Origin of the sequence: Paenibacillus pini JCM 16418 (genome assembly GCF_000576305.1) — a bacterium.
GTDB lineage: Bacteria > Bacillota > Bacilli > Paenibacillales > Paenibacillaceae > Paenibacillus_AQ > Paenibacillus_AQ pini.
Genome location: NZ_BAVZ01000020.1, coordinates 48,246 through 62,573, shown reverse-complemented (window position 1 = coordinate 62,573; position 14,328 = coordinate 48,246). Strand labels below are relative to the sequence as shown.

Genomic DNA, 14,328 nt, shown 5'->3' with positions numbered 1-14,328 from the left:
GTGGACCAAATGGTCTCGCTTTAGATTTTGCAAGCAAAATCTTTACTCACTCGTTGTTCAGTTTTCAAAGATCAATTTCTCTTTCGTTGTCGCTCATTTATCTCAGCGGCAACTTTTATAATATATCATGTCTGAGTTTTTAATGCAAGCTTTTTTTTGAAATTTTTCAATTTCGTTTATTGCGCTTGATTACTTACTCGGCTTAACTTCAATACAGTAAAACTGAAGCGAGAATTAATTTAACATATATTTATCTATGTCGTCAAGCATTAATGTTGAATTTAATGCTTGATTCTTGGAGTGATGTTGTTACGTGCATATTTAGAGATTTCCTTCTTGGGAGCGAACCTAGCATACATATGGAATACTGTTTTATAACGATTTGCAATCGCATTTCTAATATCGTGATCTAGACGTTGATCACTTAAATCAAATAACATTTCATCCAATTCTTTGCGAAGCACATAATCAAGCTCTTTACACTCTTTCTCATTAAACAGCATACCCAACATCTTTTGACTGGCCCCCTCGTTAATAACACAAAAACGGAGCATGGATTAAAAGCTTTGAGATACTGCACTCTCTTTTACCCGCTCCGTTTTGTTCAATAATAACAATCGTCTTATTGGTATGCTCAATTTATGGGAAATTTATGAATATATTTAACAAAATATTAATTCTGCATTAAAGCAAATGTCAGAGTACTTTCAATAACGGCGGCTATGAGCAGTAAAATAACTATCCAGAAACCTGCTGTGATTGATTGTCTAAATAATTGCCTCCACTTTATTGCTTGTACTCTTCTCCTTTCTTCTGATCCAATTGCACCAATACTAGTTATCGCCTGTATCCCTAGCTGTAATCCAAATGCACAGGCAATAATGATTGCAGGTATTTCAATGATCCCGTGCGGAAGCAACCCTTTTACAATGAGATCGAATAGACTCTCACCCTGCATACTTACGCTATGTACTAAATAGCCTATAACCATTCCGTTGATAAGTAAGAAGAACACCGGTAGGAAACCCACTAATATTCCTAAATACATAATGATTATTCCTTTAATACTATTGTTCAAAAAAATGAAAACAAAAAACGACCATCGCGGATGCTCTGATTCTCTCAGTCCATTAGCGACATTCGAAAGGCCTGACATTTGCTGATTGATGATCTCCTTAAGTGTTCCAGTACTTATCCAACCTAAAGCCACTCCAACAACGAATAAAAGTAATGAGATCAAAAGGGCTACTCGAATCGATTTGAGATCTCTAAGAAAAGTGCTAAGCCTTAACATTACAATACCTCCTTATAGTAATAAGTCTTAAGTACGAGCATACATTGAAGTAAACAAGCATTCTGAATGAGAAAGGAGAGCCACACACAATGAATTCATTTTTTTATGTGCTGAACGGTCGAAAGATAAAGCGAATGTTTTACGTTGTTGCCGCAGCAGTCTTTGCAATCGGAATTATTTATGTGGAAAGCGACAATATTTCTGTCTTCTCGGAGGGAGCCCCTGCTGCCATTTACAGTGTTCCGACAGAAAAAAAGGTCATTGCTCTCACCTTTGATATCAGTTGGGGAGACAAAAGAACTGAACCCATTCTGAAGGTACTTAAGGACAAGAACATACAGAAGGCAACATTCTTCCTATCCTCTCCTTGGAGCAAAAGCCATCCTGACATTGTGAATAACATTAAAGACAGCGGATACGAAATTGGAAGTCATGGACATAAGCATGTTAATTACAGCAGCCTTAGTGAAGAAGAAATCAAAACACAATTGACGACAGCCAACACTATTTTAACCGATTTAACTGGTAAGGAACCGAATCTAATCCGTTTGCCTAACGGGGATTTTGACAAGCGTGTACTCAAAATTGCGGACAGCCTCAACTACAAAGTCATTCAATGGGATACCGATTCATTAGATTGGAAGAACCCTGGTGTCGATCAAATCGTGGATCGAGTAGTCTCCAAAGCCCATCCAGGTGATATCGTACTCCTGCACGCAAGTGATTCCTGCAAACAAACCCATGAAGCGCTTCCTGTCATTATTGATAAACTTCGCGGTTTGGGATACGAGTTTGTAACAGTCTCCGATCTCCTAAGTCAAAATGATACTCAAGGTAAGGTCATTCATGATCAGGCGACGATCCAAAACGCCATTGATGATGCTGCTGGAATGTAACCGAAAGAAACCTAATGAAAAAAGAGCTAAGATATCTTAGCTCTTTTTTGGTTTCAATATTTTATGCAAAATCAATATTTGGTACGCATTACAAGCAAGCAATGGAATTAAAATAAATACAGTGGCGTTTGTATCTCCAATTTTCAGACCGCCAATTAATTCAACGATCGTGGCTGCTATCATGAAGAATATCGTTGGAATCCAGGCATTAGAATTTGTGGCTCTCACCTTGAAAAAAGCAACGATGACAGCAACGACAAGGATTAAAATACCCACTAATAAATCAGATTGCTGCTTGTCCGCCCCATCAACGAATGTTCTGAAGAACATTACTTCAAGTAAAGCCAGCACTGCAAGGATCAACTGGATATACTGCCACGTTTTCATTTTGATAACACCAATTGCAGTATAATTCAAAATCATATAAGCAAAAAATCCGAGCTGCGAATAAACACTTACCATAATGCCGTAACCTAATAAGATAACAATAAATAACAATAAATCCTTAAAGCTTTTGAAATCAATTCCCCCATTGTTAAGCTGCTGCAAAAAGCCTGTAATCAATCCCACAATTGCACCAACTAACAACGTTTTCCAAAATAAGGTAATCCAACTTTTCAAATTCAATCCTCTAGCACCCCCAAGGCTTTATTTTACCAACGTTCACAATAAAAAACCATTCCTGCCACAACATATTTCTAATTTTAGATCGGCATACTACATATAGGATTTAAGCAAAGGAGGACAGCACTCATGAAATGGCCTGCTATCGGTATGTGGGGGTTGATCTTGGGACTTTCCGCTGCACTTACAGGATGCGGATCCGAACAAAATTATTCGCAACAGCCCCAAGGCGATTACAAAGAAATGAAAACCATGGTTGTCGATATTCTAAAAAGCGACGAAGGTAAAAAGGCTGTAGAGGAATCCCTTAAAGGAGGATCTCAAGGTGGCGGTTCAGGCGGCATGAAGATGATGTCTTTACAGGCAAGCGATGATATTCGTACGGCTGTAAAAGATACTTTAACAGCTCCTGAGTATAAAAAAGAACTCGAAAAAATTATGACCGACCCTTCTTTTGCTGGTGATTTTGCCAAAGCCATCAATTCACAGAACAAAGAAATTCATAAACAACTCATTAAAGATCCAACGTATCAAAAAGCCGTAGCCGATATTATGAAGTCCCCAGAGATTATGAAAATGTTTCTTGATCTTACGAAGACCCCTGATTTCCGCAAGCAATCCATGACTGTCATGCAGGAGGCAATGCAAAGCCCATTGTTCCGCATGGAAGTTATGAATTTACTCAAAACTGTAGTAACCCAGGAACTCCAACCTAAGGTTGAAAAAGGTAAGGACGAGGGTGATAAAAGTAAAGAGGGCGGAGATCAAGGTGGCGGCAGTGATAAAGAAGGCGGCGGTTCTCAAGAAGGTGAAGGTGGCGGAGATAGCGGTACGTAACCATCATTTATATAAAAAAAGCTCCCAAATGGGGGCTTTTTTTAACTTTGTTATTAGAAACTTGTATCAAAAAATTAGTTAATTTCACATTTCTTAATAACGTTTTGAGCAAGTTCATTATATATTTTGCCGCTTTCACTTTCGGTTTTGTATACCGACGGCGAGAAGTCAGCTTCAGATATATGGTTATCAGGCGCTCCTAGTGGAAGCTGTGCAAGAATCTCTGTATGGAGAGTCTCTGCCAATTGGCCACCTCCACCACGACCAAATACATAATCGCGTTTATCACAAGAAGAGCACTGGTAATATGCCATATTCTCTACCACACCTAATATCTCATGATTCGTCTGTAACGCCATAGCACCCGCTCTAGCAGCAACAAAAGCTGCAGTAGCGTGCGGTGTAGTTACAATGATCTCTTTACTCTGTGGAAGCATCTGATGCACGTCAAGCGCTACATCGCCTGTTCCTGGAGGCAAATCAAGCAATAGATAGTCTAGGTCGCCCCAATCCACATCGTCAAAAAATTGATGGAGCATTTTCCCTAGCATCGGACCACGCCAGATCACTGGATTATTTTCACGGATGAAGAATCCCATAGACATAACCTTCACGCCAAAACGTTCAACAGGCACGATTACTCCATCAACCACTTCGGGTCCTTCTTCAATACCCATCATGTCAGGTACACTGAATCCATAGATATCCGCATCTATAAGGCCAACCTTCTTACCTTGGCGGGCAAGTGCTGCAGCTAAGTTTACCGTAACTGTAGATTTACCGACACCACCTTTACCACTAGCAACAGCGATAAAGTGAACTCCAGAATCTGGACTAAGCAGCTCATTCTTCTCAAGACCAGCTGCATGCCCCTTCGTCAGTTTTGCCTCCTGAATTTCCGGAGAATCCTCGCCAGTCGCTCTAGCGCGTTCATGTTCATTCGCTTCCCGCATACGGATATGAATGTCACCCGCACCAGCTTCAGTCAGCCGTTTACGGATTTCTGCTTCCAACGCTTGCTTGTAATCATCTCTCGTGTCCAGGGTAATCACAGACAATGATACCTTGTCCTCTTTCACTACAATATCTCTAATCAACTGCATCTCGAGCAGACTCTTGCCACTAGCAGGGTCTCCCAAGCGTAGCAGAAGTTCCTGCACTTGTTCTCGTGATAACATGATGGCTGCACCTCAACTTCATATATTAGATCATACAAATGATTTATAGTTCACGTTATATTATACATCATTTTATGACGATATCTTACCCTTTTCCCCGGAAAAATACCGCAAGATTCCTTTATACACCGAAGCTGCCACCTTACGCTGATAATTCTCATCCCTTAACAATTTGGACTCTTCTGGATGAGACAGAAAACCGACTTCCACAAGGCTGATGGCATTTTTAAAGCCTGCAATATGTAAACCGTGTTCATTGTCTTGGCTATACGATCTGTATTTTCTAAATTGCGTTTAATTTCTTCTTGAACGAGTGTTGCAAGGTTCGCGTTATCTGGATGATTAGGGTAATAAAAGGTCTGTGCTCCACTCCACCGATTAGATGGGATACTATTGAGGTGAATACTCATAAATAAGTCAGCGCGCTTATCTTCAATTAGCTTAACTCTCTGCTTTAGATCTTCTGTTTTACGTTTAGAATATCCTTTAGTATCCTGCAGGGCCAAATCATAGTCACCTTCACGTGTAAGCACAACAAGAGCACCTGCTTGCTGTAGATAATCCCTTAGATATAACGTTATAGCGAGGTTAATATCCTTCTCTATTACGCCTTGGCGACTGACAGCTCCGCCATCCGGCCCTCCATGTCCCGCATCAAGAGCAACAATTTTACCCGCAAGCGGTAAACTCCAGTAACCCGATGTTTTGACAGCAGGTATCTGATACGTTGCCACACCAATAAAAATAGCAAGCAATGCAACACCAATGAGCATTCTTTTAACCATACTCATCCGGATCCACAATACGGCTGGATCTGATTTAGGCTTGGACATAATAAATCCACCTCCGTTCCCATAATGATTCTAATCACACTATATGGGGGAAGGTGGACAAATAGTACTATGAAGAGGTGACTTGTTCAGCCATACCCTCGATTAACACTTGAGCAACTTCTGGGCGTGTAAACTCGGGCGGAGGACATTGACCATCACGAAGGAGACCACGCACCTTTGTACCCGAGAGTGCCATATGCTCTTCTTTACCATGAGGACAAGTCTTGCTTGATGCCATATTGCCACATCGTTTACAAAAGAAGCTATGTTCAAAAAAGAGCGGAGTAATATCGAGTTCTTCTGCCGTAAAATTGGTGAAGATTTCTTGAGCTTCATACGTGCCATAATAATCACCAACACCTGCATGATCACGGCCAACGATGAAATGAGTGCATCCATAATTTTTACGTACCACAGCATGGAAAATGGCTTCCCTCGGCCCTGCATAACGCATTGCTGCTGGAAATACGCCTAGGAATGTACGATCCTGTGGATAATAGTTTTCTAATAAGACCAAATAACTTTTCATCCGAACATCTGCAGGTACATCATCGGATTTGGTTTCACCCACTAATGGATTCAGAAACAATGCATCTACAATTTCCATTGCACTCTTCTGAATATATTCATGGGCACGGTGTACAGGATTACGAGTTTGAAAACCAACTACACTCTTCCATCCTTTTTCCTGAAATATACGCCGAGTCTCGGATGGGTCAAAATAATATTCATTAAACTTAGCCGGCTGAGGTCTGTTTAACAGCTGTATTGATCCACCTACATAAGTAGATGGGCGCTCAAGTAGCTTTTGCACACCGGGATGCTCTGGGTCATCTGTCTTAAATACATATGTAGCTTCCTCTAATTGGTTGACAGCATAGATGCTTTGAATATCTAAAAGAGCGTATACAACGTAATCGTCCTCACCTATGAGAGCAACCTGCTCATTCACTGAAAGTTCAGCAGCTTGTTCCTCATTCACTGCCAAAGTGATAGGTATACTCCAGACTGTACCGTCTGCAAGACGCATAGATTGTAATACTGAGCGATAATCCTGTTCATTCAGAAAACCTTCCAGAGGAGAAAAAGCCCCCACGCCAATTAGATCTAAATCAGATAATGTCCACTTATTTATACGAATTTGCTTCAATGTAGCTGCTACTTCCAAAAGCTGCTCTCTCGCTTTACCTTCTACAACGCGATTAATGAGTGTACCGCCGTGAGGTTGTATTGACGTCATCTCTATCTCCCCTTAAATATATTTACTTGTGAAGCCCGCATTCTGTTTTATCATTGCCAGACCAGCGGCCTGCGCGCGGATCCTCACCAGGCATGACAGGACGTGTGCAATATTCGCATCCCACACTCGGATAATTCTTATCATGGAGCGGATTGTAAAGTACATTATTCTGGCGGATATAATTCCAAACATCTTCCGAGGTCCAGCTAGCTAGTGGATTAAATTTAACAAGTCCGAATTTAGCGTCGTATTCCACTTTCTTAGCATTCGCACGCGTTGGAGCCTGGTCACGCCGAATCCCTGTAATCCAAGCATCATATTGAGACAAAATACGTGTCAACGGCTCGACTTTACGAATATTACAGCACTGATTAGCATCTACCGTCCAAAGCGCCTCACCGTGGGCTTCAACCTGTTCTAGTGGTGTTAGCTTAGGAGATACTCTCACAAACTCAATACCATATTTGGCTGCCATCTGATCACGGGTATCATAGGTTTCTTTAAAATGAAAATCCGTATCTAAATAAAAGATATCTGCGGATGGACGGATTTTCTGAAGGATATCCACCAACACGACATCTTCTGCACCAAAACTACACGCGAACGTAATATTAGGAAAAGTATCAACTGCCAACTTAACGACTTCTTCAGCCGTCGCATCTTCAAACTCTTCCGCCTTGATGCGGATCCATTCTTCTTTCTCAAATAAGTTCATCTTCAGCAATTCCTCCATCTTAAAATATTAAATCCATTAAATACCTACAGAATTAATATGAATTAAATCAAGTATAAATAATTTTAGTTGGATGTCAATGCCAAACCATGAATAAAACCCCATATTGCTATAAAAATACAACAAAAAAAGACCCCTTCTGTACATGACAGAAAAGGTCTTTGTTGAAATCTTAACGTTTCGAGAACTGTGGTGCACGACGTGCTGCTTTAAGACCGTATTTTTTACGCTCTTTCATACGTGGGTCACGAGTCAAGAATCCTGCTTTTTTCAAAGCTGGACGGTACTCAGGATCTGCTTTAAGCAATGCACGGGAGATACCGTGGCGGATTGCGCCAGCTTGACCTGAAGTTCCTCCACCATGAGCAATAACGAGAACATCGTATTGTCCCAAAGTTTCAGTCAAGTTCAAAGGTTGTTTAACGATCAATTTGAGAGTTTCCAAATTGAAGTATTCATTGATGTCGCGTTTATTGATGACAATGCGTCCTTCACCCGGTATAAGGCGAACACGTGCTACCGAATGTTTACGACGACCTGTCCCATAGTATTGTACTTGTGCCATGAAACTGTCCTCCTTTTAATTATCCGCGAAGTTCGTAGACTTGCGGATTTTGTGCTGCATGTGGGTGTTCCGTTCCTGCATATACTTTAAGTCTCAGCTTCATCTTGTCGCCCATACGGGTTTTAGGAAGCATACCGTGTACAGCAAATTCCAATACGCGCTCAGGTTTAGTGTTAAGCAAATCGTGAGCATTCGTCACTTTCAAACCACCTGGGTGCATGGAGTGGCGATAGTATTTTTTGTTTTGAAGTTTCTTACCAGTTAGGTGAATCTTCTCAGCATTGATGATGACAACGAAGTCACCTGTGTCAACGTGAGTTGTGAATTGAGGCTTGTGTTTGCCACGGATAAGAGCAGCGACTTCGCTTGCCAGACGGCCAAGCGTTTTGTCTTCGGCATCGATGATGTGCCAGTTGCGCTCAACTTCATTTGGCTTAGCCATATAGGTGGTACGCATGAATAGTTCCTCCTTGTTTTCGTCGAAAAGTCAAACTTGATATTTATATTCGGTCATTGTAACTCATTATTAACGTTAGGTTGTTTGCAATCTCTTAAATGGGGCTGTGGGAAAGCCATTAAGAAAACACAACTTTTATTTTACAGTATAGGCCTATAAATCGCAAGCTGTATTTTAATAATTTTCAAACAATTCCCCATAGTCCACATTCCAGAGAACTAATCCCTTGGAAACCGCTGTTGGCCCTGCCTTTGATCTGTCCATCATCTCGAGAATCTGAGGCATTTCTTTAGGTAGTTTCTTACCTTCGCCAATTTCAAGCAGTGTTCCCATGATAATTCTTACCATGTGCTGCAGGAAACCACTACCGGTAATATACATATGAATTAATCCCTGATCCCTAGAATTAGGACGACACATAGAGTCATCAACTACAATGTGCGCATCGAAGACAGTACGAACATGAGAAGGCTTAGTAGAATGTCGTGATGCGAAGGAAGAAAAGTCAAACGTTCCAATCAGATACTTTAGTCCTTCAGCCATCGCCGGCACATTCAGCTTCCCTGAATGATGATACTGCATCTTCCGCTGGAACACATCTGGAAACTGGTTAGCATTGATGGTGTAGCGATATGTTTTACGTTTCGCCGAATGTCTCGAATGAAACGCAAGTGGAACCTCTACCGCATCTCTAACAATGATATCCTCAGGCAAGCGGGTATTGAGTGCAATGCACCAACGTTCTATAGGGATCTTAGAAGATGTTAAAAAATTGAACACTTGGCCATAAGCATGCACACCTGCATCTGTACGACCCGAGGCCAAAATTTTCAACTCTTCTCCTGTCAAAAGCATAATTGCTTTCTCGAGACAATCCTGCACCGTACTCCCCTTGGGCTGGGTCTGAAAACCGCAATACCGACTACCGTCATAACTAACTTTCATACACAGGTTACGCATTCCAATTGTAAACCTCCTGTATCCAAACCGCGTGTTGACCATAAATGCAGAAACGGCATCACCGTAAAAGACGGCGATGCCGTTTCTTTAAATAATGGTCATAAAAAGAAGCTCCTTACGGAGCCTCTCTCCCGTCTATGACGAGAAAAAAGGGTTTGATCAGAATCCAATGATTCCTTCCACCCTTTCCTTATCCTCATCTATCCTACGCGCGATCAACCAGTTCCAAATAAACCATAGGTGCTGCGTCTCCGCGGCGTGGTCCCAGTTTCAAGATACGAGTGTATCCACCTGGACGCTCTGCGTAACGTGGAGCTAGATCGCTAAACAATTTCTGAATAGCATCTTGCTCACCGTCAACAGTTTCACGACGAACGAATGCTGCCACTTGACGACGGGCATGAAGATCTCCCTTTTTCGCTTTAGTGATCAGTTTTTCAGCGATAGAGCGAACCTCTTTTGCTTTCGCTTCAGTCGTTTGAATACGTTCATATAAGAACAGGTCGGTCACCAGGTCACGGAACAATGCTTTACGTGCGCTGGAATCGCGGCCCAACTTTTGGTATGCCATGTATTTTCCCCTCCTTCGCTAACAAATCTAAGAAGCTATTCTTCAGTACGGAGACCTAAACCAAGTTCCTCAAGCTTTTCCTGAACTTCTTCCAAAGATTTGCGGCCCAAGTTACGAACCTTCATCATATCTTCTTCAGTTTTAGTGGTAAGCTCTTGTACTGTATTAATACCAGCACGTTTAAGGCAGTTGTAGGAACGAACAGAAAGATCCAGCTCTTCGATTGTCATCTCAAGCACTTTTTCTTTTTTGTCTTCTTCTTTTTCAACCATAATTTCAGCATCTTTCGCTTCATCCGTGAGACCCACGAACAGCATCACATGCTCGGTCAAAATTTTGGCGCCGAGGCTTACAGCCTCTTCTGGTCTGATGCTACCATCAGTCCATACTTCAAACGTCAATTTATCATAGTTGGTCACTTGACCAACCCGCGTATTTTCCACGCCATAGTTGACACGGCTAATTGGGGTATAGATAGAATCGACCGGGATGACGCCAATCGGCTGATCATCACGCTTGTTCTTGTCTGCCTGTACATAGCCGCGACCGCGATTAGCAAAAATACGCATGTGGAGTCTAGCTCCTGGACCCATAGTAGCGATATGCAGGTCAGGATTTAGAATTTCTACATCACTGTCCGCGCGGATATCAGCTGCCGTAACAACGCCTTCGCCTTCAGCATCAATCTCGAAGACTTTCTCTTCATCAGAATGAATTTTAAGCGAAAGAGCTTTCAGGTTCAGAATAATCTCCGTTACGTCTTCCATTACACCCGGGACCGTTGAGAATTCGTGCAGAACGCCGTCAATCTGAACAGATGTTACGGCTGCGCCTGGTAGCGAGGATAGTAGAATTCGGCGAAGTGAATTCCCCAAAGTCATACCATATCCTCTTTCAAGCGGTTCTACGACAAACTTTCCATAAGCTCCGTCTTCACTGACGTCTACGGTCTCAATTTTCGGTTTTTCGATTTCAATCACGCAAGTACCCCTCCTTCAAACGTCGCTCCTATATGAAACTGTCACCTTATCTTGTGTAAACATGTAGTATGCCTAAACAACCATTATTAGCAGATTGTGCCGGATTTATACCACATTCCAGGTTGACTTCAATTAGACACGACGACGTTTTGGTGGGCGGCAACCGTTATGCGGAACTGGAGTTACGTCTTTGATCAGGTTGACTTCCAGACCAGCAGCTTGCAAAGAACGGATCGCTGCTTCACGGCCTGCACCTGGACCTTTAACCATAACTTCTACCGATTTCATACCATGTTCCATTGCAGCTTTAGCAGCCGACTCAGCAGCCATTTGAGCTGCGAATGGAGTGGATTTACGGGAACCTTTGAATCCGAGTCCGCCTGAGCTTCCCCAAGAGATTGCGTTTCCGTGAGGATCCGTAATCGTTACGATCGTATTATTGAAAGTGGAACGAATATGAGCCACTCCGGATTCAATATTTTTGCGGTCACGACGTTTAGTACGTACGACTTTTTTCGGTTTAGCCATTGTCTTTTATCCCCCCTTATTATTTCTTCTTGTTCGCTACAGTACGACGAGGGCCTTTACGTGTACGAGCATTCGTCTTGGTACGTTGTCCACGAACCGGTAGACCGCGGCGATGACGTACTCCACGATAACATCCGATTTCTACTAGACGTTTAATATTTAAAGAAATTTCACGACGCAGGTCGCCTTCTACTTTAACCGTTTTGTCGATCGATTCGCGCAATTTGCTGACTTCATCTTCCGTCAAATCGCGGACACGAGTGTCCCGATTGATGCCTGTAGAGTTCAAAATTTTCTGGGAAGTTGTTTTACCAATCCCGAAAATGTAAGTCAAGGCGATCTCAACGCGTTTATCACGTGGTAAATCCACACCAGCTATACGAGCCATTTTACGCTACACCCCCTTCTTAACCTTGTTTTTGTTTGTGTTTCGGGTTTTCACAGATAACCATTACAGTTCCCTTGCGACGAATAACTTTACATTTTTCGCACATTGGTTTTACAGAAGGTCTCACCTTCATGTTAATTACCTCCCTCAAGTTTTGCCGAGCAAAACTCACTTCGTAAGGACTTGCTTAGATTCAAACCATGTTACTGATACAAATATTAAGTCTAACAATATGGATGAATTCACATCCTAATCGCTTTCCGAAGAAAACAGATTATCTATTTACGATAAGTTATACGCCCTTTGGTTAAATCATAAGGTGATAACTGTATAACCACTTTGTCACCTGTCAGAATACGGATAAAGTGCATCCGTAGCTTCCCAGAAACATGAGCGAGTATTTGATGACCATTCTCAAGCTCAACTTTGAACGTTGCATTCGGCAAAGGTTCAAGTACCGTACCTTCAACTTCAATTACATCTTCTTTGGCCACAGTTAGTCTCCTCTCTCTTCAGTTTTGGATTCGGTGGACTTCATAAACTTCAAAACTGCAAAACGCAGTTTTCCATTCGTGACCCGACCGCTTTCATTTAAACTGTCTACAACCTCACTACTGACGAAGGGCTGAGGTTCCAAGTGAAGAAGGTTTTTCTTCTTCCGCTGGTCAAACTTCCGTTTGTCCCCATCCGCAATATACACAAACCTACTGTCTTCAACTGAGACGATAATGGCGATCTGTCCAGCATCTTTGCCTTTCAGGATTTTTACAATTTGACCGATTTGCAGGCTGCTTTGATTACTCAAAATACCTCACCTACAGATCCAGTTTCGTAAAAATTTCCATACCATCTGGTGTAACAGCCACCGTGTGCTCAAAATGAGCGCACAAGGATCCATCCACCGTAACAACCGTCCAGTTATCTTCCAGCGTCTTCACGTATCTCGAACCAACGTTCACCATTGGCTCGATAGCTAAGACCATGCCAGGCTTCAAACGCGGTCCGCGATCCGGTAAGCCAAAGTTCGGAATACTTGGTTCTTCATGCAGTTCTGCCCCAACACCATGACCGACATACTCCCGAACAATCGAGAAGCCAGCGTCTTCAACAACACGTTGAATGGCATGAGAAATCGTAAACAAGCGCACATCTGGTTTGACAAGTTCTAACCCTGCATACAAAGATTGTTCAGTAATGTCCAGCAGTCGCTGAGCCTCATCCGAAATCTTGCCTACAGGATAAGTCCAAGCGGAGTCTCCATGATAACCACGGTACTGCGCACCAATGTCTAGCGTTATAATGTCGCCTTCGTTTAATTTGCGTTTGCCGGGAAAACCGTGCACCAATTGATCGTTGACTGAAGCGCAAATGCTGGCAGGAAAACCATTGTAGCCCTTAAAAGAAGGCAGTGATTGTTGACTACGAATGTATTGGTCGGCAATACGGTCTAGTTCCCCGGTCGTAATACCCGGTTCAATATGCTTTGCCATAAGACGGTGGCATTCAGCCACAATTCGCCCTGCTTCTCGCATAAAGCCCAGTTCTGTTTCGGACTTACAAATGATCATTACGACTAACCCCGCAGTATCGTTGCGATTTCAGATGAAACCGTTCCGATTTCCTTTTCACCATCGATCTGACGCAATAGATCTTTGTTCTCATAAAATGCAAGGAGTGGTGCAGTTTTGTTGATATATTCGTCAAGACGAGTACCGACGCTCTCTTCGTTGTCATCTGAACGTTGGTATAATTCGCCCCCGCATTTATCACATATCCCTTCCTGCTTAGGCGGGTTGAAGATCACATGGTACGTAGCTCCACAGTTTTTACAAATACGGCGCCCAGTTAAGCGTGCCATTAATTTGTCGCGGTCTACTTTCAAGTTGATGACATGATCAAGTTTTGTATGGAGTCTGCTTAGAATTCCATCCAGCGCTTCCGCTTGCGAAAGGGTTCTTGGAAAACCGTCCAATAAGAAACCTTTTTCGCAATCGGACTGCTGCAGACGTTCCTCTACAATCCCGATTGTTACATCATCTGGTACCAACAGACCTTGATCCATGAATTCTTTAGCTTTAATCCCAATGGGAGTCTCCTGTTTAATCGCCAGACGAAATGCATCGCCTGTTGAAATGTGAGGAATACCAAATTCATTCACGATCATTTCTGCTTGTGTTCCTTTTCCTGCCCCAGGAGGGCCCATGAATATAATGTTCACGTTTCGTCACTCCCTCCGACACTGAC

The 14,328-nt window shown here is 42.5% G+C and carries 20 protein-coding genes and 1 pseudogene; 2 read left to right on the top strand and 19 right to left on the bottom strand.

The window, feature by feature from the left end; genetic code table 11:
• Window positions 1-281: 281 nt before the first annotated feature.
• Complete coding sequence (locus JCM16418_RS20065; protein WP_036652568.1) at window positions 282-512, bottom strand: hypothetical protein; 231 nt, start codon at window positions 510-512, stop codon at window positions 282-284.
• Window positions 513-673: 161 nt separating this feature from the next.
• Window positions 674-1,294, bottom strand: a complete 621-nt coding sequence (locus JCM16418_RS20060; protein ID WP_036652566.1) for a stage II sporulation protein M — start codon at window positions 1,292-1,294, stop codon at window positions 674-676.
• A gap of 89 nt (window positions 1,295-1,383) precedes the next feature.
• Between JCM16418_RS20060 and pdaB the strand changes: the two genes are divergently transcribed.
• On the top strand, window positions 1,384-2,190 hold the full coding sequence (pdaB, locus tag JCM16418_RS20055) for a polysaccharide deacetylase family sporulation protein PdaB (RefSeq protein WP_036652561.1): 807 nt from the start codon (window positions 1,384-1,386) through the stop codon (window positions 2,188-2,190).
• Between the two features lie 36 nt (window positions 2,191-2,226).
• Here the strand turns inward: pdaB and JCM16418_RS20050 are convergent, their stop codons facing one another.
• A complete protein-coding gene (locus tag JCM16418_RS20050) occupies window positions 2,227-2,817 on the bottom strand; it encodes a KinB-signaling pathway activation protein (protein ID WP_036652559.1) in 591 nt (196 codons plus the stop codon).
• Between the two features lie 126 nt (window positions 2,818-2,943).
• Between JCM16418_RS20050 and gerD the strand changes: the two genes are divergently transcribed.
• Window positions 2,944-3,651: a spore germination lipoprotein GerD gene (gerD, locus tag JCM16418_RS20045; RefSeq protein WP_036652558.1), complete on the top strand. Its 708-nt coding sequence runs from the start codon at window positions 2,944-2,946 to the stop codon at window positions 3,649-3,651.
• 74 nt (window positions 3,652-3,725) lie between these two features.
• Here the strand turns inward: gerD and salA are convergent, their stop codons facing one another.
• From salA to JCM16418_RS19965, 16 genes and pseudogenes are all read right to left on the bottom strand, one after another.
• Window positions 3,726-4,829, bottom strand: coding sequence for an iron-sulfur carrier protein/transcriptional regulator SalA (gene salA / locus JCM16418_RS20040; RefSeq protein WP_036652556.1), 1,104 nt, complete (start codon window positions 4,827-4,829; stop codon window positions 3,726-3,728).
• A 72-nt stretch (window positions 4,830-4,901) separates the two neighbouring features.
• Window positions 4,902-5,563 (bottom strand): annotated as a pseudogene (cwlD, locus tag JCM16418_RS20035) (N-acetylmuramoyl-L-alanine amidase CwlD).
• Window positions 5,564-5,729: 166 nt separating this feature from the next.
• Complete coding sequence (gene sat / locus JCM16418_RS20030) at window positions 5,730-6,902, bottom strand: sulfate adenylyltransferase (protein WP_036652554.1); 1,173 nt, start codon at window positions 6,900-6,902, stop codon at window positions 5,730-5,732.
• 22 nt (window positions 6,903-6,924) lie between these two features.
• Window positions 6,925-7,617, bottom strand: a complete 693-nt coding sequence (locus tag JCM16418_RS20025; RefSeq protein WP_036652553.1) for a phosphoadenylyl-sulfate reductase — start codon at window positions 7,615-7,617, stop codon at window positions 6,925-6,927.
• 190 nt (window positions 7,618-7,807) lie between these two features.
• The gene (gene rpsI / locus JCM16418_RS20020) at window positions 7,808-8,200 is read right to left on the bottom strand and encodes a 30S ribosomal protein S9 (protein WP_036652551.1); all 393 of its coding nucleotides are present in this window, start codon (window positions 8,198-8,200) and stop codon (window positions 7,808-7,810) included.
• A 19-nt stretch (window positions 8,201-8,219) separates the two neighbouring features.
• Complete coding sequence (gene rplM / locus JCM16418_RS20015) at window positions 8,220-8,657, bottom strand: 50S ribosomal protein L13 (protein ID WP_036652549.1); 438 nt, start codon at window positions 8,655-8,657, stop codon at window positions 8,220-8,222.
• A 174-nt stretch (window positions 8,658-8,831) separates the two neighbouring features.
• Window positions 8,832-9,617, bottom strand: coding sequence for a tRNA pseudouridine(38-40) synthase TruA (truA, locus tag JCM16418_RS20010; protein WP_036652547.1), 786 nt, complete (start codon window positions 9,615-9,617; stop codon window positions 8,832-8,834).
• A 205-nt stretch (window positions 9,618-9,822) separates the two neighbouring features.
• Entirely contained in the window at window positions 9,823-10,188 is a 366-nt protein-coding gene (gene rplQ / locus JCM16418_RS20005) for a 50S ribosomal protein L17 (RefSeq protein ID WP_036652545.1), read from the bottom strand.
• 35 nt (window positions 10,189-10,223) lie between these two features.
• Entirely contained in the window at window positions 10,224-11,168 is a 945-nt protein-coding gene (locus JCM16418_RS20000; RefSeq protein WP_036652543.1) for a DNA-directed RNA polymerase subunit alpha, read from the bottom strand.
• Between the two features lie 132 nt (window positions 11,169-11,300).
• Entirely contained in the window at window positions 11,301-11,696 is a 396-nt protein-coding gene (gene rpsK / locus JCM16418_RS19995) for a 30S ribosomal protein S11 (RefSeq protein ID WP_036652541.1), read from the bottom strand.
• Between the two features lie 19 nt (window positions 11,697-11,715).
• Entirely contained in the window at window positions 11,716-12,084 is a 369-nt protein-coding gene (gene rpsM, locus JCM16418_RS19990; RefSeq protein ID WP_036652539.1) for a 30S ribosomal protein S13, read from the bottom strand.
• A gap of 19 nt (window positions 12,085-12,103) precedes the next feature.
• The gene (gene rpmJ / locus JCM16418_RS19985) at window positions 12,104-12,217 is read right to left on the bottom strand and encodes a 50S ribosomal protein L36 (protein WP_026688601.1); all 114 of its coding nucleotides are present in this window, start codon (window positions 12,215-12,217) and stop codon (window positions 12,104-12,106) included.
• Between the two features lie 145 nt (window positions 12,218-12,362).
• Complete coding sequence (gene infA, locus JCM16418_RS19980) at window positions 12,363-12,578, bottom strand: translation initiation factor IF-1 (protein WP_036652535.1); 216 nt, start codon at window positions 12,576-12,578, stop codon at window positions 12,363-12,365.
• A 2-nt stretch (window positions 12,579-12,580) separates the two neighbouring features.
• Window positions 12,581-12,889: a KOW domain-containing RNA-binding protein gene (locus tag JCM16418_RS19975; RefSeq protein ID WP_036652533.1), complete on the bottom strand. Its 309-nt coding sequence runs from the start codon at window positions 12,887-12,889 to the stop codon at window positions 12,581-12,583.
• A gap of 10 nt (window positions 12,890-12,899) precedes the next feature.
• Window positions 12,900-13,652, bottom strand: a complete 753-nt coding sequence (gene map / locus JCM16418_RS19970) for a type I methionyl aminopeptidase (RefSeq protein WP_036652532.1) — start codon at window positions 13,650-13,652, stop codon at window positions 12,900-12,902.
• 5 nt (window positions 13,653-13,657) lie between these two features.
• On the bottom strand, window positions 13,658-14,302 hold the full coding sequence (locus JCM16418_RS19965; RefSeq protein ID WP_036652530.1) for an adenylate kinase: 645 nt from the start codon (window positions 14,300-14,302) through the stop codon (window positions 13,658-13,660).
• Between the last annotated feature and the right edge of the window lie 26 nt (window positions 14,303-14,328).

Coding starts and splice junctions, on each gene's coding strand:
- salA (WP_036652556.1), bottom strand. CDS start 4,829: ATGTTATCACGAGAACAAGTGCAGGAACTTCTGCTACGCTTGGGAGAC.
- rpsM (WP_036652539.1), bottom strand. CDS start 12,084: ATGGCTCGTATAGCTGGTGTGGATTTACCACGTGATAAACGCGTTGAG.
- JCM16418_RS20065 (WP_036652568.1), bottom strand. CDS start 512: ATGTTGGGTATGCTGTTTAATGAGAAAGAGTGTAAAGAGCTTGATTAT.
- rpmJ (WP_026688601.1), bottom strand. CDS start 12,217: ATGAAGGTGAGACCTTCTGTAAAACCAATGTGCGAAAAATGTAAAGTT.
- map (WP_036652532.1), bottom strand. CDS start 13,652: ATGATCATTTGTAAGTCCGAAACAGAACTGGGCTTTATGCGAGAAGCA.
- rpsI (WP_036652551.1), bottom strand. CDS start 8,200: ATGGCACAAGTACAATACTATGGGACAGGTCGTCGTAAACATTCGGTA.
- rplM (WP_036652549.1), bottom strand. CDS start 8,657: ATGCGTACCACCTATATGGCTAAGCCAAATGAAGTTGAGCGCAACTGG.
- rpsK (WP_036652541.1), bottom strand. CDS start 11,696: ATGGCTAAACCGAAAAAAGTCGTACGTACTAAACGTCGTGACCGCAAA.
- JCM16418_RS20025 (WP_036652553.1), bottom strand. CDS start 7,617: ATGAACTTATTTGAGAAAGAAGAATGGATCCGCATCAAGGCGGAAGAG.
- rplQ (WP_036652545.1), bottom strand. CDS start 10,188: ATGGCATACCAAAAGTTGGGCCGCGATTCCAGCGCACGTAAAGCATTG.
- truA (WP_036652547.1), bottom strand. CDS start 9,617: ATGCGTAACCTGTGTATGAAAGTTAGTTATGACGGTAGTCGGTATTGC.
- gerD (WP_036652558.1), top strand. CDS start 2,944: ATGAAATGGCCTGCTATCGGTATGTGGGGGTTGATCTTGGGACTTTCC.
- pdaB (WP_036652561.1), top strand. CDS start 1,384: ATGAATTCATTTTTTTATGTGCTGAACGGTCGAAAGATAAAGCGAATG.
- sat (WP_036652554.1), bottom strand. CDS start 6,902: ATGACGTCAATACAACCTCACGGCGGTACACTCATTAATCGCGTTGTA.
- JCM16418_RS20060 (WP_036652566.1), bottom strand. CDS start 1,294: ATGTTAAGGCTTAGCACTTTTCTTAGAGATCTCAAATCGATTCGAGTA.